We start from the raw sequence: 20,449 nt of genomic DNA on the forward strand, positions 1-20,449 counted from the left end.
CGTATTGCTTGGTGGGCGCTGTTGGCTTCTCGGCTTCGCTCGAAGGGTCCCTCGACTTCGCTCGGGATGGGCGGGGTTTGGGGACCACTCCGTTTGGGGTTTGGGAGTAGAGACAGCCGTCCGCGTTGCGTCCAGTGACGCCCCTCTTCCCGGCCCTCTCCCCGGAGGGGAGAGGGGGCCTGTTACGCCCTTGTTAGCGGGGTTCGACCGGGGTCACGGCGGCCACCGGGGCGGCGTCGCCGGGGCGGAGCGGGGGTGGGGGGCCGAGGCCGCCGCCGAGGGCCGCATAGAGCGAGACAAGGTTCTGGAGATCGTTGCCGCGCAGCATGATGAGCGCCTGTTCTGCCGCAAACAGATTGCGCTGCGCGTCGAGCACTTCGATATATTGCGCGACGCCGTTCTGGTAGCGCGACTGCGCCAGCCGGGCGAGTGCCCGCTGGGCGGCGACGGCGCGGCCCTGCGCCGCAATCTGTTCGCGCAGGTAGCGGCGGCCGGCAAGCCCGTCGGCAACCTCGCGGAAGGCCGTCTGGACCGTGCGTTCGTAGGTCGCGACGGCGATCGTCTCACGGGCGCGGGCCACGGTGAGGTCGCCCTTGCGCGCACCCCAGTCGAAGATCGGGAGCGAGATCGACGGGCCGAAGCTCCACCCGAGCCCCTCGGATCCGACCAGATTGCCGAGCGCGGACGAGGTGAACCCGGCTTGCCCGGTAAGCGTGATCGACGGGAAGAAGGCGGCGCGCGATGCACCGACATTGGCGCGGGCGGCGCGCAGCTGTTCCTCCGCCTGCAGGATGTCCGGCCGGTTGGCGAGCAGTTCGGACGGGAGCCCCGCCGCGATGTCGCGCACGATGCCCTGGTTGGCAAGCGTGGCGGGGGGGGACAGCCGCTCCTCGTCGATCGGCTGGCCCACGAGCAGGCGGACGATGTTGCGTTGCTGGGCGCGCTGGTTGCGCAGCGATGCCGCCTCGGTTTCCGCCTGGGTCACCAGCACTTCGGCCTGGCGATAATCGAGGGCGGAGGTGACGCCCGCATCGAGCCGGAGCTTCGCGATCCGCAGCCCTTCGCGCCGCGACACCACGGTGCGATCGGCCTGATCGGCCTGTTCCGACAGCGAGCGCGAGGTGAGGTAGGCGCTTGCCAGATCACGGATCAGCGACAGCCGGAACGCGCGTTCCGCCGCGACGGTGGACAGGAAGTTCGAACGGGCCGCCTCGCTGAGATTGGCGACCCGGCCCCAGAAATCGAGTTCGAACGAGGTGACCGCGACACCGACATTATAGGTGTTGAAGGTGAAGCCGTTCGGGGTGTCGGCCGTGCCGTCGGTCGGGATGGTGGTGGCGCCGCCGGTCTGGCTCTGGATCGACGCGATGCCGACGCGCCGCCGGACGGCGCTGCCCGCCGCACCAAGCTGCGGAAGCTGGTTCGCGCGCTGGATGCGGTACTGGCCGCGCGCTTCCTCGATCCGGGCGACGGAAATGCGCAGGTCGCGATTGTTGACCAGCGCCATCGCGATCAGTTCGCGCAGGCGCGGATCCTGGAAATAATCCTGCCAGCCGATCGCGGTCGCGGCGATGCGGCCGCCCGCCGGCAACACTTCGGCCGGATATTGCACCGGGGTGCTGAGTTCGGGCGTGACATGTTTCGGCGCGAAGTTGCAGGCGGAAAGCGCGGTCGCGGCCAGGAGCGGCCAGACGAAGCGCGCGGGCGCGGTGCGGGAACGATCATGCATGGGTCGGTTCCCCATCCTTGTGGACATGGCCGGTGTCGGTGGGCGCGTTGGGCGCATGCGGCGCCTTGCGCGTCAGCCAGCGGCGGACCGCGACGTAGAAGAGCGGAATGAAGAAGATGCCGAGCAGCGTGGCGGTGATCATGCCGCCCATCACGCCGGTGCCCACCGCGCGGCGGCTGGCGGCGCCGGCCCCCGTCGAGATGAACAGCGGCACCATGCCCAGGATGAAGGCGAGGCTGGTCATGATGATCGGGCGCAGCCGCAGCTTCACCGCCTCCATCGTGGCATCGAACACGCTCTTGCCCTCGGCTTCCTGTTCGATCGCGAACTCGACGATCAGGATCGCGTTCTTCGCGGCCAGACCGATGATCGTGATGAGCCCGACGTTGAAATACACGTCCGCCGAATAGCCGCGCATCATCGTGAACAGGATCGACCCCAGCACGCCGAGCGGCACGACCAGCAGCACCGCGAGCGGCACCGTCCAGCTTTCGTACAAGGCCGCCAGCAGGAGAAAGACGACGACCAGCGACAGGCCGAGCAGCAGCCCGATCTGACCGCCGGACTGACGTTCCTCGAACGAAGTGCCGGTCCATTCGTAGGTGAAGCCACCGGGCAGCTTGGCGACCAGCGTCTCCATCTCGGTCAGCGCGTCGCCGGTCGAGTAGCCGGGCTTGGATTCGCCGGAGATCGAGGCGGACGGGTAGCCGTTATAGCGTTGCAGCTGCGGCGGGCCGACCGTCCAGGTGGCGGTGGTGAAGGCACCGAACGGCACCATGTCGCCCGCCGTGTTCCTGACCCGCAGGTTCAGGATGTCCGACGGCGTCATGCGGTACGGTGCGTCGGCCTGCAGATAGACGCGCAGGACGCGGCCGTCGCGGTTGAAGTCGTTGGCATAGGCGGAGCCGGCCGCGATCGACAGGGTGGTGTTGACGTCGCCGATCGACAGGCCGAGCGCGCGGGCGCGGACGCGGTCGATATTGACGCGCAACTGCGGCGCGGGCTCCATCCCTTCGGGACGGACGTTGGCCAGGACCGGGCTCTGCGCCGCCAGCCCGAGCAGCTGGTTGCGGGCGGCGGTCAGTTCCTCTTCGGACTGGCCTTCGCGGGCCTGGAGGCGGAAGGAGAAGCCGGTGGCATTGCCGAGCTGCTGGATCGGGGGCGGGGTGAGCGTGAAGATCGTCGCCTGCTTGACCTGCATCAGCACGCCGAGCGCCTTGCCCGCCAGAGTGGTGGCGCTGTTTTCCACGCCCGGACGCTCTTCCCACGGCTTGAGCGGGGCGAAGATCATCGCGGTCGACTGCCCCTGACCGAAGAAGCTGAACCCGCGCACGGTGACGACGTTGGCGACCTGCGGCTGCTTGTCGAAGAAGGCCTGCGCGGCGCGGATCGCCTCGTCCGTCCGCTGGCGCGTGGCACCGGGCGGCGCCTGGATGACCGAGATGGTGTAGCCCTGATCCTCCGATGGCAGGAAGCCACCCGGCAGCCGCGTGAACAGCAGTGCGGTGATCCCGAACAGCAGGAGGGCGATGCCCAGCCAGCGTACCGGTTTCGCCAGGATCTTGCCGACGCCGCGCTGATATTTGTCGGTCGACCGAGCGAACCGATCGTTGAAGCCGCCGAAGAAGCGCTGGACGAACGGGAAGCGCGACTGCTTCGGCGTCTCCTCATGCGGTTTCAGCAGCGTGGCGCACAGGGCGGGGGTGAGGGTGAGCGCGAGCAGCGCGGAGAAGGCGATCGAGATGGCGAGCGTGACGGAGAACTGGCGGTAGATGCCGCCGGTCGACCCCGGGAAGAACGCCATCGGGATGAACACCGCGATCAGGACGAGCGTGATGCCGATGATGGCGGTCGTGATCTGGCCCATCGCCTTGATCGTGGCATCGCGCGGGGACAGATGTTCCTCCGCCATGATGCGTTCGACATTCTCGATCACGACGATAGCGTCATCGACCAGGATGCCGATGGCCAGCACCATGCCGAACAGGGTCAGCACGTTGATGGAGAAACCGAACAGCCAGAGGCCCAGGCAGGCACCGGCGAGCGCGATCGGCACGACCAGCGTCGGGATGACCGTGGCGCGCCAGTTCTGGAGGAACAGGAACATGACGAGGAAGACGAGGATCATCGCTTCGACCAGCGTCTTGATGACCTCTTCCACCGACACGGTGATGAAGGGCGTCGTGTCGTAGGGGATCGACCACTGGACGTCGGCGGGCAGCGACTTGGCCAGTTCGTCCATCCGCGTCTTGATGCCGTCGGCGGTGGCCAGCGCGTTCGCGCCGGTGCGCAGCTGGATACCCAGACCGGCCATCGGCTTGCCGTTCAGTTCGGCGCCGGTGCTGTAGTCCTGGGCGCCAAGTTCGACGCGGGCGACATCCTTGAGCGTGACGGTCGATCCGTCGGGATTGGCGCGCAGGATGATGTTTTCGAACTGCTGCGGGTTGGTGAAGCGGTTCTGGGTGATGATCGTGGCGTTCAGTTCGCTGCCCTTGGCGACGGGCTGATCGCCGAGCGAACCGCCCGCGGTCTGGCTGTTCTGTTCCTGCACGGCGGCGAGCGCCTCCGCCGAGGAAAGCCGGAACGAGGCGAGCTTGTCCGGATCGAGCCAGATGCGCATCGCATAGGGGCTGCCGAACAGCCGGATGTCGCCGACGCCGGGAACGCGGCGCAGTTCGTCGATGACATCGTTCGATGCGATGTTGCTGAGTTCGGTGCTGTCGGTCTCGCCGCTCTTCGACGTCAGCGTGACGAACTGGAGGAAGCCGGCATTGGCCTCGCTGACCAGCACGCCCTGTCGCCGCACTTCCTCGGGCAACCGGGCCTCGACCCGGCGCAGGCGGTTCTGGACATCCATCTGCGCGGTGTCGATGTTGGTGCCGGATTCGAAGTTCACTGTGATCGATGCGGTGCCGTTCGAAAGGCTGGTCGACGCCATGTAGAGGAACCCCTCCACGCCGTTCAGCTCCTGTTCGATCACCTGCGTCACATTCTGTTCGAGCGTGGCGGCGTCGGCACCGGGATAGGTAACCGAGATCTGGAGCGAGGGCGGGGCGACGTCCGGATATTGTTCGATCGGCAGCGCGCGCAGCGCCAGGATGCCGCCAAGCAGGATGCCGAGCGCGATGACCCAGGCGAAGATCGGGCGACCGATGAAGAAGCGGGAAAACATGGGGAGCCTAGCCTTCGTGAAGCTGGGAACAGGGGATGGGCCGCTTGGCCCCGCGGTCGCGCGTCGGCGCGATGCGGCGCGGGGAGGGCGGCGTCATCGGATCAGCGTGCGGCAGGCGCGGGGGCGGGGCGCGCAGCGGCGGGCGGCGCGCCGGCCACGCGGACCGGAGACCCGGGCTGCGCCTTTTGCCCGCCGTTCACGATGACGCGGTCGCCGGGGCGCAGGCCGTCGGTGACGACCCAGTTGCTGCCCTGGAGATCGCCCAGCCGAATTTCACGGAGCGTGGCGACGTTGTTCTGCCCCACGACCAGCACGCTGGCACCCTTCGGCCCGATCTGCACTGCGCGTTGCGGCACGGTGATGCCGCGGCTGTCGATACCGCCGCGGACCTTGGCCCGCACGAATTGGCCGGGCAGCAGATAGCGGTTGGGGTTCGGGAATTCGGCACGCAGCGATACGGTGCCGGTGGATTCATCGACCGCCATGTCGAGGAAGTCGAGCCGCCCGGTCGGGCCGTAGGGCGTACCGTCCTCGAGCGACAGGTTGACCCGGATGCTGTTCAGGTTGGGTGTCTTGATCAGGCCCGCCGCAATATCGCGGCGCAGCTGCATCAGTTCGCTGCTCGACTGCGAGAAATTGACGTAGATCGGATCGAGCTGTTCGATGCGGGTCAGCAACGTGGCGCCGGACGCGCTGACCAGCGCGCCTTCGGTCACTTCGGCGCGGCCGGCGCGGCCCGAAATGGGTGCGACGACATTGGTATAGTTGAGCGTCAGGCGGGCACGGTCGGCCTGTGCCCGCGCGTTGGCGACGTCGGCCTGGCCGGTACGCTGCTGCGCCACGGCGGCGTCATATTCCTGCTTGCTGATCGCCTGTTGCCCGACCAGCGGCTGGTAGCGCGCGACGACCTGCGCGGCGTTGCGCGCGGCAGCTTCGCTGCGGCGGAGCGTGGCGGTGGCGGCTTCATAGTCGGCGCGGCGTTCGCGCGGATCGACGCGGAACAGCAGCTGGCCGGCGCGGACATCGGTGCCTTCCTCGTAGGTGCGGCGTTCGACGATGCCGTCGACCCGGGCGCGCACCTCCGCCGTGCGGACCGCGGCGACGCGACCGGGCAGTTCGACGACATGCGCGACCGCGGCCGGGCGGATGACCATCACCTCGACCTCCGGCGGGGGCGGGGCGGGGGGTGCCTCCTGCGTGCAGGCGACGAGAAGAAACGCGAGCGCGGCGCCCGATGCACCCGCCTTCAAACCGGTGAACATGAGCAACGAGCCCCTCTTGTTCCAAGATATTTCGGCAGATCGAGTCGGCGGCGCGAGCCGGGACTCCATCCCCCCTTCCGTCGGCGGTGTAATGTATGATACACTACGCGTCAAATGCATATTGCGGTGCAGCAAGACGGTAGGAATTGCGGAAGATATGGCAGGCCTATGTGACGAACCCGACGTAGGGCGTAGGGAGCGCCGCGCGGCAGCGATGATCGCGGCGGCGCGCGAACTCTTCGTGGAACGCGGGTTCGATTCCGTCAGCCTGACTCAGATCGTCCGGCGATCGGGCGGATCGCTGTCCACGCTGTACGACCTGTTCGGCAACAAGCTGGGCCTGCTGGGCGCAGTGGTGGAAGCCGCGCGATATGACGGGATCGAGCAGTTGCGCGCGATCCTGTCGCGGGACGGCGTGCCGGCGGAGATCCTGACCGCAGCCGCGAACTACCTGATGGACGTGATGGACGATCCGGAGTTCGTCGGCCTGATCCGGCTGGTCATGAGCGAGGCGCTGACGTCCCCGGAGTTTGCGAACCGGCTCTATATGGGCAGCAATCAGCCGCTGATGGACGAATTCGTCGCCCTGTTCACGCGCTGGAACGCGGAAGGCCGGGTGGTACTGCCCGATCCGGAAATGTGCGCGCACATCTATAACAGCCTGTTCTTCCAGGCGCCGCAGCTGCGCGCGATCTTCAAGGACGGCCAGGCCCCCGAACGGTGCGACCGGCACCATACGTTGCGACAGGCGATCGACATGTTCCTGGCCGGCGCGGCGTTGCAGCGGTCACGCCCCTGAACCGGAGGCGGGTCCAGCCGGCGATTACACCGAATGAGGTTAGCCGGCAGATGTCGTGCAGGCGGATCGTCAGGTGCGGCCGGGGCCATCGTCGCGCATGGCGACGATGGCCCCGGTGCAGAACGGATCAGGCGTCCGTGGTCTGGTCGGTTTCGGCTGCGGCCTTCTTGGCGCGTGGCTTGCGCTCCGGCTTGGCCGGTGCGGCGGCGGCAGGCTCGACCTTCTTGCGGCCCAGGCCGAAGGAGTGCGCCAGTTCACGGCGACGCTCGCTATAGGCCTTCGCGGTCATCGGATAGTCGGCCGGCAGGTCGAAGCGCTCGCGATACTCGGCGGGGGTCATGCCGTTCTGCGCAAGGTGACGCTTGAGCATCGTGTACGGCTTGCCGTCGATCATCGACAGGATGTGGTTCGGGTTGGACAGCGACTTGCGCGCCGATACGGCCGGTTCCGGCTTTTCGGCAGGTTCGGGTGCCTGCGGTTCACCCAGGCTGGCCATCGCAGCGTAGGTCGCGCGGATAAGGCCGGGGACATCGCCGGTAGCGACGTTGTTGTTCGATACATGGGCAGAAACGATATCGGCGACGAGGCCGAGAAGATCTTCGTTAGCGGGCATGGAAAAGCGTGTCCTTCGTATCATCACGATCTGTCGGCGCAGCAACGCCGGTCTCCAGATTCGATTTCGGCTACTTAGGGACATTCCCCGCTTAATCCAAGTTATTCCAGATACTTTTTAGTCGCATGACTTAAGTGGGCCGTCGGGCAGTCTGATCGGGGTGCATCGCGGACCGGCCGGGTCTGTGCCGGCACGGCGCTAGACTGTCGTCGATCGCGGCCCTTCTGCCACCGGTGTCCGTAGCGTCGACGGGATGTTTGCAATGTCTGCCGCATCATTCCGCCGGGGTCGATCAACCGCCCGAAACGCCGACCGTGACCCCACGAACAAATATCCGGCATGTCAGGATGACAGGCCGATACGGTGCCGATATCCGGGCGCAAAGCAGGAGCGATCGATGAATAGTGTGACCGCAGGCAGGCATGTGGCGCGGATCGTCGGCCGGAGGGGCGGGGATGCGGCGTAGCCTGACCATCACGCCGCACAGCTTCGCGCTGGCGCGGCCGTTCCGCATTTCGCGGGGCACCAAGTCTGCGGCGGACGTCGTCCATGTCGTGATCGGCGAGAACGGCGTCGCGGGCCGCGGGGAGGGCGTGCCCTATCCACGGTACGGCGAAAGCGTGGGCGGGGCGATCGCCGCGATAGAGGCGGTGCGCGCCGCCATCGAGGCCGGCGCGGGCCGCGATGCGATCGCCGCGCTGATGCCGGCCGGCGCGGCGCGCAATGCGGTGGACTGCGCATTGTGGGACCTGGAGGCGCGACTGGCCGGGCGGCGCGTGGCCGAGCTGGCGGAGGTGCCCGCACCGGGCCGGATGGCGACCGCGCTGACGGTCGGGCTCGATACGCCCGACGCGATGGCGGCGGCGGCCGCGTTGCTGGCGCATGTCCCGCTGTTGAAGGTGAAGGTGGATGCGGCGGACCCGGCGGCGCAGGTTCGCGCGGTGCGGCGGGCGGCACCGGGACCGCGCCTTATCGTCGATCCGAACGAAAGCTGGACGATTGCGGTGCTGGACCGGATGCAGGACGTGCTGGCCGAGGCGCGGGTCGCCCTGCTGGAACAGCCGTTGCCGGCGGAGGCGGACGATGCGCTGGTGGGCTATGCCGGCGCGGTGCCGATCGCGGCGGACGAGGCGCTGCACGGGGTCGACGACCTGGACCGGATCGCCGGGCGGTACGGTGTGGTGAACATCAAGCTGGACAAGACCGGCGGGCTGACCGCGGCGCTGGCGCTGGCCGATGCGGCGCGGGCGCGTGGCCTGGGCGTGATGACCGGGTGCATGATCTGTTCGTCGCTGTCGATCGCGCCCGCGCTGCTGATCGCCGGGCGGTCGGCGTTCGTCGACCTGGACGGGCCGTTCTGGCTGTCCCACGACCTGGACGGCGGAGGGACCGAGGATGGCGGGATGCTGGTGCCACCGGGCGAGGGGTTCTGGGGGTAGTATCGTTCGCTTCGGGTCCCACAGATCAATCGGGTGGTTCGAGCCTGTCGCTGAGTTCTCGACAGGATCGGACCAAACGGGGTTTTTGTTTCGAAGCAGGATCGGACCGGACAGTAATTGAGCCAATTTGAACCGACCGTCAGAGCGAAGACGAACGCAGTCCAAACAAGCAACAGCGCCCTTCGGCTACGCTTGACATGGGCGGGTTTTGTTTTCGTTTGAAACTAGGTCATCATATTTCGTTCTTGGCGGGTGGGATAGGATCGAACCGCCATCATATCTCGACCGGCGCGTAGCGTGCGTAGGACAGGTCGCCATATTCGATCTCCGGCGCGGCACCGGTGATGAGGTCGGCGATCAGCCGACCCGATCCGCAGGCCATCGTCCAACCCAGCGTGCCGTGGCCGCAGTTCAGCCACAGGTTTGCGAACGGCGACGCGCCGACGATGGGTGGGCCGTCCGGTGTGGCGGGGCGCAGGCCGGTCCAGTAGCGGACGGCGTCGAGGTCCGCCGCGCGCGGGAACAGGTCGGTCAGGCTGAGGCGCAGCACCTCGGTCCGTTTCGACGGCAGGCGCGTGTCGAACCCGGCCAGTTCGGCGGTGCCGCCGACGCGGATGCGGTCGCCCAGCCGGGTGATGCCGATCTTGTAGCTTTCGTCCATGACGGTCGACAGCGGCGCGCCGGACGGGTCGGCGACGGGGGCGGTCAGCGAATAGCCCTTGAGCGGATAGACGGGCAGGTCGAGCCCGAGCGGCCGGGCGGCCTGTGCCGAGTAACTGCCGAGTGCGAGCACCACATCGTCCGCCCGATGGATGCGGCCGCCGGCGACGACATGGGCGATCCGGCCACCGTCGGCGACGATCGCCTCCACATTGCTGTCATGCACGAAGGTCACGCCCGCGTCCGCCGCCATCCGGGCCAGTTCGCGCGTGAAGAGATGCGCGTCGCCGGTCTCGTCACCGGGCAGCAGCAGCCCGCCCGCGATCGGCGCCGTGGCGGCGGACAGCCCGGGTTCCTGCGCCAGCACGCCGTCCCGGTCGAGCATCCGGTGGTCGACGCCCAGATCGCGCAAGACGGCGACGTCCTTTGCGGCAGCCTCGACCTGCTTGGGCGTGCGGAACAGTTGTAGCGTCCCGCCCTGGCCATGATCATAGGCGATGCCGGTTTCGGCGCGCAGCAGGCCAAGCTGGTCGCGACTGTAGTTCGCTAGCCGCATCATCCGCGACTTGCCGGTGGCATAGGCATCCGCCGTGCAGGCGGCGTTGAACCGGATCAGCCAGGCGAACAGCGCGCGATCCATGCGCGGCTGCACCTTCAGCGGGCCATGTTTCATCGCCAGCCAGCGCAGCGCCTTTACCTGCATACCCGGACCGGCCCAGGGTGCCGAATAGCCGGGCGAAACCTGACCGGCATTGGCGAAGCTGGTTTCCAGCCCGACGCCCTCGCGCCGTTCGATCAGCGTGACCGCGCACCCCGCCTGTGCGCAATACCAGGCGGTGGCGACGCCCACCACGCCGCCGCCCAGCACCAGGACCGAACGGCCGGTCATGCGCGGCGGCCGCATGCGGCGAGGTGGCGGGGGCGGGCGGGTCTGTCGGTCACGGGAAGGTTGAACCTCGATTGCAGGCGTCTGCATGATTCAATTCGCGGTGACCGGTCATGGTTCCGGCGTGGTCGGGGCGGCGGGCCGCAACCGACGATCGAGGAAATCGATCGTCGCCTGATAGGCGCGGACCCAGCTTTCGTGGCGGATGAAACCGTGGCGTTCGTCGGGCAGCAGCAGCGCCTCGTGCGGGACGCCGCGGTCCTTCAGCATCGCGGACAGCAGGATCGATTGCGACACGGCGACATTGCGATCGTCGTCCCCGTGGATCAGCAGCACCGGCGCGCGCCACCGGTCGATCGCGCCGATCGGCGAGGACCGCCATTGCAGCAGGCGGGCGGCATCCTGTTCCGGCGGGGACAGGCCGGCGGCGGGCGCGCGGACCAGATCGTGGACGCCGTGCAGGTCCACCCCGGCCGCGAACAACGCACTGTCGCGCGCGAGGCCCAGTGCGGTCAGGTAGCCGCCCCAACTGCCGCCCCACAGCGCGATGCGGCGCGGATCGACGTCCGCGCGCCCGGCCAAATAGAGCCCGGCGGCGCGCACGTCGCGATATTCGCTGGCGCCGTCGCGTCCGGTGCCGGGCGCATCGCGAAACGCCAGCCCGTACCCGGTGCCACCGCGATAGTTGAGGATCAGGACGTCATATCCCTTCGCCGCCATCGTCTGGCTCAGGATCCAGGCGTTGGAATAATAACGCGACGGGTGGAAGCCGAGCAGCATCTGTCGCCGCGGGCCGCCGTGCAGGAAGATGAGCGCCGGGTGGCGGCCGGGGCCGGGCGCGCGGAGATATTGCGCATGGACGACCGCGCCGTCCTCCGCACGCAGTCGAAGGACGCGCGGGATGGCGTAGGCCGCAGCCGGGCCGGCGTCCTGTACCGCGAGCGGTGTGGTGGTGCCGCCCGGGCCGACCAGCGCCGGATAGGCCGGGTGGGTCGCGTCCGTGGCGATCGTGGCGACCGCATCGCCGCCAAGCGTCGGCGCGGTGTGGATCGCCGCGCCGGGGGTCAGTGCGGTCGCCGGACCGCCGGTGAGCGACCGTCGCCAGACGCGGCGACGGTCGGCATCGCCGGCATTGGCGGTGTAGAGGAGCGCGCGGCCGGTCCGGTCGAGCCGGAAACCCTCGACCTCATACGCCCCCGCGGTCAGCGCGCGGGGCGTGCCGCCGGTGGCGGGTATCGCCTGGACGTGGATCCAGCCGCTGCGCTCCCAGGGGAACACAAGCTCGTCGTTTGCCGCCCAGTACAGGTTGCGGCCGCGCGTGCCGGCATAGCGCCCGCCGGGGCCGGGCGGCGCGGCCCATATCTCGCGCGCTTCGTCATCCGCCAGATCGATGGTGCGGATCGACCAGTAGGCGCCGCCGTCCGCCGTGGCACCGGGCGGCGGCGTGGCGAACCGGATGAACGCGACGTGGCGGCCATCGGGCGAGAAGACGGGGTCGACGTCGTTCCCGAGACCGGGATCCAGGTAGCGCATGGTCCGCGCGGCGACATCGAACAGCGCGATGACGGCATGGTTGCCACGATCATTCTCGAGCAGCAGCCGTGTCCCGTCCGGGGACCAGGCGAGCGGGCCGGCGGTCCCTTCGAACGTCGCCAGCTGGACGGGATCGCCGCCGGCCACCGACGCCATCCACAGCGCGCCGCGGGCGACCCAGGCCAGCCGGTCCCCGGACGGCGAGAAAGCCGGGGCATGGCCGGGGCCGAGGACTCTGTCACCGTCGTCGGCCAGCGTGCGCAGGTGGACGCGCTGCACCGGCGGTACGGCCAGATGCGCCGGGTTGGGTGCCGCCGCATCGGGATACTCCGCGTCGCCGCCGCGGACATAGGCGACATGATCGCCCGGCGCATCAAACGTCAGGTCGTACAGGTCCTGGCCGTCGTCCTGCGCATACGCCGTGAGCCGCCGGGCCGGTGTGCCGACATCGGCCAGCCAAAGGTTGCGTACGCCCGCACGGTTCTCGACCCACGCAAAGCGCGGACGGCCCGCCGCCCCCACCAGCCCGCCCGCGGTCGGCATCGCCAGCGCCCGCGCGATCGGGGTGGGCGGGACAGGCGGAGCAAGGTCCGCCTGCACGGGGGCGGCGAGTAGCAGCGCGGGCAACAGGAGAAAGATCATATGCATCGCCTGTTGTCCGGCCGGCTAATACCCGGGCGGCAGTCTAGGCTCACAGGCTGGTGCGGCAAGCCCGTTCCGACTTGCGCGGCGGACGGGTAGCGACGACGGGTAGGCGGGGACGATCTCTGAGTGGTGAGATCCGTGATATTCTTCGTACTGTAGGTATTTTTGCTGCCGTTCGACTATGATTTCCGAGCGATGATCAATTATGGTGCTCGGCCTGCGGACCTTGCCGCCGTTGAGGTTGCGGTTGGACGCGATCTCTGAGCGGTTATATCGCCGTTTGACGCGCGAACAGGTCGCGGCGGGTTGCCGTTGGACCGCGATCTCTGAGCGGTTATATCTTTCGCGCACTGTTCCCCTTTATCGAATTGGTTGCCGTTGGACCGGTCTGGCGGCTAACAAGTAGCTAGTCTGCACCAGATAAGGCCAGCCCTGCGGGGCTGGCTTTTTTCGTTCTGGGGTCTGTGGGGTTGGCTTCGCAAGGGCGTCGCGCCGGACTTGATACGGGGCCTCGCTGCCTTTTGACGATGCCGCAGAAGCGGGATCCCGGATCAAGTCCGGGATGACGGTGTGGCGGGGGCGGGGCTTCCATCGGTGGCCGCTGCCGTCGGAGCGGGCCGCGCCGTGCGATCAGCGACCCAATATTTCGCGATACAGCGCCAGATAACGGTCGGCCATGTGGTCGATGGTGAAGCGGTCGGCGATGGCGCGGCGGCAGGCAGTGCGGTCGAGATCTGCGGTGCGGGGGATGGCGGCGATGGCTTCGTCGAGGCTGTCTACCAGGAAGCCGGTGACGCCATGGTCGATGATCTCCGCCATCGATCCGCGGCGGGTGGCGATGACGGGAGTGCCGCAGGCGAGTGCTTCCACCACCGACAGGCCGAACGGTTCGTCGAAATTGATGAGGTGGAGGAGCGCGCGGGCGTGGCCCAGCGTGTCGGTGCGCTGCGTGCCGCCGATCGGCCCGAGGTAGCGCACGCGGTCCCCGTCAATGTGGGGGGCGACATCGCGTTTGTGGTAGCCTTCGTCCTGCACGATGCCGGCCATGACGAGGCGGCGGCCGGTGGCGTGGGCGGCGGCGATCGCCTCGGCGGCGCCCTTGTCGGGGTGGATGCGGCCGAAGAAGAGGAGGTCTTCGCTGCCGGTTGGATCGAACGGGAAGGCGTCGATCGGGATGCCGTGATGGATGGTGGCGGCGTAGGGCAAGTCGGGGTGGCGGTCGGCCGCGCTGATCGCGACATAGGCGACGCGGTCCCGATATTCCCGGTAGGCGGGCAGGATACGGTCGGAGCCGAAGCCGTGGATGGTAGTGACGACCGGCGTGTCGACCAGCCGCGAGAAGGCGAGCGGCATGAAGTCGGCCTGATTGTGGATCAGGTCGAACTCGGCGGCGCGTTCGAAGACATGGGCGATGTGCAGTGCCTCCCATACCTTCGCGTCGATCGTGGGATCTTCGGAGTAGGGACGGGGAACGACGCCGGCGAGCGTGCCGGCGGTGTGCGAGTCCTGCGTGGCGAACAGCGTAACGTCGACGCCGCGCGCGACGAGTGCCTCGGTCAGCAGCGAGGTGACCAGTTCCCATGGGCCGTAGTGGCGCGGCGGGGTGCGCCAGGAGATGGGGGCAAGCATGGCGATGCGCATTACGGGGACCTTTGGTGAGCAGTGTTTGGCGAGGGGTGAAGGGGTTGTGTCTAGGCCCCGGCCTGCGCCGGGGAACTTTGGCGGCGGAGGATGAGGCCTTCGTTGGGGGCTAGTTCTATCGTTGGTTCGGGGGAGGCGGGGTTGGGGAGAGTGGACGCCAGGTGGTGCCAATTGCCGGGCGGAAGGGCGTAGCTGGCGGGGGTGTCGGTCAGGTTGAGGAGGATGAGCACGTCGGGGCCGCGGTGGTAGGCGAGGATGGCGGGATTGGAGGTTAGGAGGGTCAGGTCGCCTGTTGCCAGCGCTTGGTGGGTGCGGCGGAGAGACAGGAGTTCGCGGTGGAGGTTGAGGAGTGAGGTCGGGTCTGCCGCCTGCGTCGCGACGTTGCCGGTGCGGTGGTCGGGGTTGAGCGGGAGCCAGGGGGTGGCGGTGGTGAAGCCTGCGCCTTCGCTCGCGTCCCAAGGCATGGGGGTGCGGACGGGGTCGCGGCCGAGGCCGATGCCGGGTTCACGGAGTTCGCGGGGATCCTGGACCTCGGGCGCCGGGATCGCGACGTCCTCCAGGCCGAGTTCGTCGCCATAGTAGAGCGTCGGCGTGCCGCGGAGGGTGAGGAGGAGCATGGCGGCGACGCGGGCCTGGGCCTGGCCGCGCTTGGTGGCGACGCGGGGACGGTCGTGGTTGCCGAGGACCCAGTTGGGCCAGGCGCCGGGGGGGAGGGCGGCCTCATACTCCGCGATGATGCGGTGGAGGGTGGGGGCGTCCCACACGACGTCGATCAGCTGGAAGTTGAAGGGGAGCTGGACCTCGGGGCGCTCGGGCGTGCCGTAATAGGCCATGAGATCGGGGACGGGCAGGTAGATCTCGCCGATCAGAACGCGGTCCGAATCTTCGTCGGCCACCGCGCGCATCTCGGCGGCGATGGCGTGGACCTCGGGCTGGTCGGTGCTGTTGGTCTGCAGCACGCGGTGCATTGCGCCCATGCCGGGGCGATAGTCCGGGTTGGGCGGATTGTCGGGGAAGCCGGCGGCCTTCACCATGTGCCACAGGACGTCGATGCGGAACCCGTCGACGCCGCGGTCGAACCAGAAGCGCATCGCGGCATACATCGCGGCGCGCAGATCCGGGTTGCGCCAGTTGAGGTCGGGTTGTTCGGCCAGGAAGGCATGTTCGTAATATTGGCCGGTGCGGTCGTCGTAGGTCCAGGTGGGACCACCGAAATCGCTGATCCAGTTGTTGGGCGGGCCGCCGTCGGGCGCGGGATCGGCCCAGAGATACCAGTCGCGTTTCGGGTTGGTGCGGCTGGATCGGCTTCCCACGAACCAGGGGTGCTGGTCCGAACTGTGGTTGGGCACGAAATCGAGCAGCAGTTTCAGGCCGCGGGCGTGGGCGGCGGCGACGAGCGCGTCGAAATCCGCCAGCGTGCCGAAGCGCGCGTCGATGCCGGTATAGTCGGCGACGTCGTAGCCGAAATCGGCCATCGGCGAGGGGAAGATCGGCGAGATCCAGACCGCGTCGATACCGAGTGCGACAAAATGGTCGAGCCGGGCGCGAATGCCGTTCAGGTCGCCGATCCCGTCGCCGTCGCTGTCCTGGAACGAGCGCGGATAGACCTGGTACAGGACCGCGGATTTCCACCAGTCGGTCATGCGAACAGCGCCTTCGGTAGATGGGTGATGCGGCAGGCGAGGTCCGCCTCGCCGGACGCAACGATATAGTGGTCGCCGGCGTCGACGATGCCGGTGGTGAACACGACCGGCGTGGGGAGATACATCAGGTCGGCGATCGGGGCGGTGAGGGTGGGGGATGCCTCCAGCAGCGCGGTGGTGTCATCGATCCTGACGATGCGGGTCGGGTCGGTGGCGTCGAGCAGCGCCCAGAAGGTGCGGTAGATGCCGACACGCTCGCGGGTTTCGACGCCGTGGTAGAGCATCAGCCAGCCGGCGGGTGTGAGGATGGGGGGTGTGCCGCCGCCGATCTTCATGGCGGAGGTGCTGGCCTTGCGGGCGCGCAGGCCGGGGGCGGGGAGCGGGCGCCAGTGGAGCGCGTCGGGCGAGCGGGCGAGGTTGATCGCCGGGCCGCCGGCGTAGGAGCTTTCGGGCGGGTAGGCGAAATAGACTTCGCCGAGCGGACGGGTGAGCGCGTGGTAGGCGTCATCGATCAACCCTTCGAACAGCAGCATGTCCTTGTTCTGGTGATCGAGCACGATCCCTTCGAGCCGGTAGTCGAGCCCGTTGTCGGAGATGTGGAGCGTGGTGCTGTGGCGTTCGGCGCTGACCGAGCAGGTGGTCATGTACCAGCGGTCGCCGATCCGGCTGATGCGGGCGTCCTCCACCCCGTAATCCTGGTAGCTGGCGGCGGGGGCGATGGCGCGGTCGTAGTGGGTGGCGATGATTTCGCGCCCGGTCGGGTCGAGTTCGACGGGGAGCAGCCAGGAAAGCGAGGTGAGGCCGAGCATGCGGTGCGGACGGCCGCGCAGTTCGAACTGGCGGGGGTCGGCCATGTCGACATGGGCGAGCGGGTGCGCGTCCAAGACGTAGCCGGTCGGTGTCCAGCGGATGGCGCGGACGTGGTTGTCGATCACCGGTTCGGAGAGGGCCTCGGCGATGCGGACCATCATGAGGAGGTTGCCGGAGGGGAGGCGCGTGAAGCCGGGGTTGAATGCGCCAAGCACGTAGGTCCGTGCGCCGAGCGTGGCGTGGAGCGGGGAGCGCGACAGATCGACGTCGGCGGGGGTGAAGATGAGCGCGTCGTGCATGGTGGGTGGGGCCTGTCGTTCGGCTTGCTCGGATCGGCCGCTGTTGTACCCCCGCGGAGGCGGGGGTCCAGAGTGGCGTCGAATACGGCGCTGTCGGCTTCGGACGCTTAGCTGGACCCCCGCATCCGCGGGGGAACGCCTACATGATCCCCGGAAAGATTCCGCCGTCGATCAGCAGACTCTGCCCGGTGATGTAGCCCGCCATGTCGGAGCAGAGGAAGGCGCAGGCGGCGCCGAACTCCGCGGGCGTGCCGAGCCGTTTGGCGGGGATGCCGGCGAGGCGTTCGGCCAGGATGTCGGCAGCGGGGCGGCCGGATGCCTTGGCTTGGCCCGCGACGAGCGAGGTGATGCGGTCGGTATCGAAGCTGCCCGGCAGGAGGTGGTTGATCGTGACGTTGGCGTGCGCGACCGAGCGCGCGACGCCGGCGAGGTAGCCGGTGAGGCCGGCGCGCGCACCGCTGGACAGGTCGAGGCCGGCGAGCGGCATCTTGACCGAGCCGGAAGTGATGTTGACGATCCGGCCGAAGCGGCGGTCGACCATGCCGTCGATGACCGCGCGGACCAGCATGGCGGGCGCGACCATGTTCGCTTCCAGCCCGGCCAGCAACGCGTCGCGATCGACCATGCGGAAGTCGCGCGCGGGTGGGCCGCCATTGTTGTTCACCAGGATATCGACCTGCGGCACCGCGGAAAGGAGCGCGTCGCGGCCGGCCTGCGTCGACAGGTCGGCCGCGACAGCGATGACGTCCGCCCCGGTTTCCTGGCGGATCGCGGCGGCGGTGGCCGCCAGCGTGTCCGGATCGCGGCCGTTCAGGACGATGCGTGCCCCGGCGCGCGCCAGTTCGAGCGCGCAGGCCCGCCCGAGCCCCCGGCTGGAAGCGCAGACGATGGCGGTGCGATCGGCGATGTTCAGGTCCATGGGGTGTCCTTACCGGTTCGTCGCGGGTTCTGGTACAGCGGCGACGGATCGGCAATGGCGGTCTGGCGGACTGCCCCTTCCCCGCGCTATGCGGACGCGATGGAAAGGCCGTCCCCGCCTCTGTCCCACGCCGGGCCTGCCGCAGCGGAGCCGGGCGGATCGGACGATATCGATCCGGCGTTCCTGGCGGCGCACGGCATAGTGCCCATCGGGGTACGGGACGGGCGGCTGGTGGTGGCGATGCCGGACCCGTTGGATGCCGGGCTGATCGCGCAGATCGCCTTTGCCGCGCGGCGACCGGTAACCGCGCAGCCGCTGCCCCTGCGTGACGGGCCGCCGGCCGGCGCGGGCATTCCGACCGTACCATCGGCAGCACCCGCGCCAAGCCTGGCAGCCGGGATCTTCGCCACGCTGGGCGGCGGGCGGCGGACCGACTGGCTGGCCGTGGAAATGATGGCGCAGCTGGTGGCCGACGGTGCCGCGCGGGCTGAGGCGGTGCGGCGGGTTGCCGCCGTCCTGCCGGCGCGGACGCTGCTGATCGACAGGATCGCGGCGGGGGCATTGCCGCCGGCATGGGGCACCGACCGGCGCGCGCCGACGACCGCCGCGTTGCTGCCCGCGGTGGCGGCCGCGCTGCGGGGCGAGGTGACGTGCGCGGCGGCGGTGCGTCAGGCGCTGGCGGTGCCGGTGCTGAGCCTGATCCTGGCTGGGGTCATGGTGGGCGTCTGGGGCATCGTGCTGGCCCTGCCGGCATGGCCGCTGTGGGGGGCGGCGCAGGACGCAGCGGCGGCGCGGCGGACCTGCCGGGCACTGGCGCGGGGCGATATGGTGGTCGATGCGGACATCGGGGCGGTGCTGACGCCGGCGGAGCAGGACCGGATTGGGCGGGCGCGAACGGATGGCGCGGGTGTCGCGGCGGTGATCGCGGCGGTGGAGGGGCGGACGCAAACGGCGATCCGCGACGCGGGCGGGCGGGCGGCGATGGCGACGCTGCTGCTGCTGGCGATGCTGCTGCTGGTGCGTCTTGGTTGAGGGCGAGCCGGGCGGGCGCGCCACGATCGCCGCCGAGACGATCGGAACGCTGTCGGCGGACGGGCAGGCCGCGTTGCAGGGGCAGGCCGCTACTTTCCCGACCGCGGTCCGGCTGACCGATGTGGACATACTGACGATGACGCTGCCGCTGCCGGGCGGGGGGCGGGTGACGCGGGCGGCGGTGGCGCGTGCGCTGGCGAGGCGGACGCCGGTGGCGCTGGCGCGGCTGTACTGGGGGCATGCGGCCGGGGAGAATGGCGGCGTGCGGGTGGCGATGGCGCACCGCGACCGGGTGGATGCGCTGATCGCGACGCTGGACGAGAAGGGCATCACCATGGGGCCGGTGCTGGCCGACGGCATCGTGCTGGTCCTGGACGAGCGGGCCGGGGGGCGGCCGTCCTGGTGGTGGTTGCTGGCGACGATCCCGCTGCTGACCGGGATCGGCGGGCGCGTGCTGACGGGGGCGGGGGAGGTGCGGATCGCCCGGCTGGCACCGATCGCCGATGCCCGCGCGGCGGACGGTGTGGCGCGGGGGCGGGCCGCGGCGGTGTTCGCGCGGCCGGCGATCGGCGACCTGCTGGCGCGGATGGACGCCGGCCTGCCGCCGGGCGCGACGCTGCATGCGATCGGCATGGGCGGGGACGGCGCCGTCGATGTGGAGATCGACACCGAGGACCCGGGGGAGCTGCGCGACGCGCTGGCGCGCGATCCGGTGCTGGCGCGGTTGCGGACGGTGGCGCAGGCGGCGGTGGCCGATCGCGGCATCCGCATGCTGATGCGGATCGATCGGCCATGACCGGCCGGGTGCGGTTCGGCCTGCTGGCGGCCCTGGTGCTGGCCACGTCGTTGTGGGGGGCGGCGATGGTCCGGCGGCTGAATGCGGTGCGGATGCGGGAGGCCGCGATGCTGGCGGTCGTGCGTACGCCGTTGCCGCCACGGTCCGGTGCGGACCCGGTGGCGCGGGTGCGGGCGGACGTGGCGGGATCGGGGGTGGCGATCGTGCGGCTTGCGGCCGGCGGGCGGCAGGGCGGCGTACGTCGTGCGCTGGTCACGCTGGCGGGGCCGGAACCGGCGATGCGCGACGTGCTGGCGCGGCTGGAACGCGGGCGGCCGGCGATCCGGTTCGCGGAATGGCGGCTGGTGCCGGAAGCGGGCGCGGCGGACCGGTTGCGGTTCGAGGGCGTCGCGCTGGCCTGGTCCGACGACGACGGGGGCGGGCAATGAAGCGCGTCCCCCGGTCCGCCGCCGCGGCGGTGGCGCTGACGGTCGCGGTGCCGGTGCTGCTGCTGTGGAACCGCGTGACCGTACCGGCCGCGCCACCCGCGACCGTGGCGGTGTTGCGACCGGCGGCGGGGGCCGCCGGCGCG

The 20,449-nt window shown here is 69.3% G+C and carries 15 protein-coding genes; 5 read left to right on the forward strand and 10 right to left on the reverse strand.

The features are described from left to right. Positions 1-193: 193 nt before the first annotated feature. The 3 genes from BKY59_RS16925 to BKY59_RS16935 all read right to left on the reverse strand — a co-directional run bounded on the left by BKY59_RS16925 (position 194) and on the right by BKY59_RS16935 (position 6,163). Positions 194-1,729 carry an efflux transporter outer membrane subunit gene (locus tag BKY59_RS16925; protein ID WP_076073285.1) on the reverse strand — a complete coding sequence of 512 codons (1,536 nt, stop codon included), beginning with the start codon at positions 1,727-1,729 and terminating at the stop codon, positions 194-196. Beyond that, entirely contained in the window at positions 1,722-4,901 is a 3,180-nt protein-coding gene (locus tag BKY59_RS16930) for an efflux RND transporter permease subunit (protein ID WP_076073286.1), read from the reverse strand. The genes BKY59_RS16925 and BKY59_RS16930 overlap by 8 nt, the downstream gene beginning before the upstream one ends. A gap of 101 nt (positions 4,902-5,002) precedes the next feature. Continuing rightward, positions 5,003-6,163, reverse strand: coding sequence for an efflux RND transporter periplasmic adaptor subunit (locus tag BKY59_RS16935; RefSeq protein ID WP_076073287.1), 1,161 nt, complete (start codon positions 6,161-6,163; stop codon positions 5,003-5,005). 157 nt (positions 6,164-6,320) lie between these two features. Between BKY59_RS16935 and BKY59_RS16940 the strand changes: the two genes are divergently transcribed. Beyond that, entirely contained in the window at positions 6,321-6,962 is a 642-nt protein-coding gene (locus BKY59_RS16940; protein WP_076073288.1) for a TetR/AcrR family transcriptional regulator, read from the forward strand. Positions 6,963-7,089: 127 nt separating this feature from the next. Here BKY59_RS16940 and BKY59_RS16945 read toward each other — a convergent pair whose 3' ends face one another. Then, positions 7,090-7,575: a Ros/MucR family transcriptional regulator gene (locus tag BKY59_RS16945; RefSeq protein WP_076073289.1), complete on the reverse strand. Its 486-nt coding sequence runs from the start codon at positions 7,573-7,575 to the stop codon at positions 7,090-7,092. 455 nt (positions 7,576-8,030) lie between these two features. Here BKY59_RS16945 and dgcA point away from each other — a divergent pair, with 455 nt between their 5' ends. Further along, positions 8,031-9,014, forward strand: coding sequence for an N-acetyl-D-Glu racemase DgcA (gene dgcA / locus BKY59_RS16950; RefSeq protein ID WP_076073290.1), 984 nt, complete (start codon positions 8,031-8,033; stop codon positions 9,012-9,014). A gap of 274 nt (positions 9,015-9,288) precedes the next feature. Here the strand turns inward: dgcA and BKY59_RS16955 are convergent, their stop codons facing one another. The 6 genes from BKY59_RS16955 to BKY59_RS16980 form a co-directional block, all read right to left on the reverse strand. After that, positions 9,289-10,563 (reverse strand): D-amino acid dehydrogenase, encoded by a 1,275-nt coding sequence (locus BKY59_RS16955; RefSeq protein ID WP_076073291.1) that lies wholly within the window; start codon positions 10,561-10,563, stop codon positions 9,289-9,291. A gap of 108 nt (positions 10,564-10,671) precedes the next feature. Beyond that, positions 10,672-12,735 carry a S9 family peptidase gene (locus BKY59_RS16960; RefSeq protein WP_083672217.1) on the reverse strand — a complete coding sequence of 688 codons (2,064 nt, stop codon included), beginning with the start codon at positions 12,733-12,735 and terminating at the stop codon, positions 10,672-10,674. A gap of 633 nt (positions 12,736-13,368) precedes the next feature. After that, positions 13,369-14,379, reverse strand: a complete 1,011-nt coding sequence (locus tag BKY59_RS16965) for a glycosyltransferase family 4 protein (protein WP_076073293.1) — start codon at positions 14,377-14,379, stop codon at positions 13,369-13,371. A gap of 50 nt (positions 14,380-14,429) precedes the next feature. After that, positions 14,430-16,022 carry an alpha-amylase family glycosyl hydrolase gene (locus tag BKY59_RS16970; protein ID WP_076073294.1) on the reverse strand — a complete coding sequence of 531 codons (1,593 nt, stop codon included), beginning with the start codon at positions 16,020-16,022 and terminating at the stop codon, positions 14,430-14,432. Continuing rightward, the gene (locus BKY59_RS16975) at positions 16,019-17,131 is read right to left on the reverse strand and encodes a glycoside hydrolase family 130 protein (protein ID WP_076073295.1); all 1,113 of its coding nucleotides are present in this window, start codon (positions 17,129-17,131) and stop codon (positions 16,019-16,021) included. The genes BKY59_RS16970 and BKY59_RS16975 overlap by 4 nt, the downstream gene beginning before the upstream one ends. A gap of 139 nt (positions 17,132-17,270) precedes the next feature. Further along, positions 17,271-18,050 (reverse strand): SDR family oxidoreductase, encoded by a 780-nt coding sequence (locus BKY59_RS16980; RefSeq protein WP_076073296.1) that lies wholly within the window; start codon positions 18,048-18,050, stop codon positions 17,271-17,273. A 99-nt stretch (positions 18,051-18,149) separates the two neighbouring features. Here BKY59_RS16980 and BKY59_RS16985 point away from each other — a divergent pair, with 99 nt between their 5' ends. The 3 genes from BKY59_RS16985 to BKY59_RS16995 are packed head-to-tail and all read left to right on the forward strand — an operon-like array spanning position 18,150 to position 20,306. Further along, complete coding sequence (locus BKY59_RS16985; RefSeq protein WP_165374880.1) at positions 18,150-19,082, forward strand: GspE/PulE/PilB domain-containing protein; 933 nt, start codon at positions 18,150-18,152, stop codon at positions 19,080-19,082. Continuing rightward, the gene (locus BKY59_RS16990; RefSeq protein WP_076073298.1) at positions 19,075-19,878 is read left to right on the forward strand and encodes a hypothetical protein; all 804 of its coding nucleotides are present in this window, start codon (positions 19,075-19,077) and stop codon (positions 19,876-19,878) included. The genes BKY59_RS16985 and BKY59_RS16990 overlap by 8 nt, the downstream gene beginning before the upstream one ends. Further along, on the forward strand, positions 19,875-20,306 hold the full coding sequence (locus BKY59_RS16995; RefSeq protein ID WP_076073299.1) for a type IV pilus inner membrane component PilO: 432 nt from the start codon (positions 19,875-19,877) through the stop codon (positions 20,304-20,306). The genes BKY59_RS16990 and BKY59_RS16995 overlap by 4 nt, the downstream gene beginning before the upstream one ends. Positions 20,307-20,449: the final 143 nt, after the last annotated feature.

Source organism: Sphingomonas montana (assembly GCF_001956315.1).
In the GTDB taxonomy this organism is placed as follows: Bacteria; Pseudomonadota; Alphaproteobacteria; order Sphingomonadales; family Sphingomonadaceae; genus Sphingomonas_R; species Sphingomonas_R montana.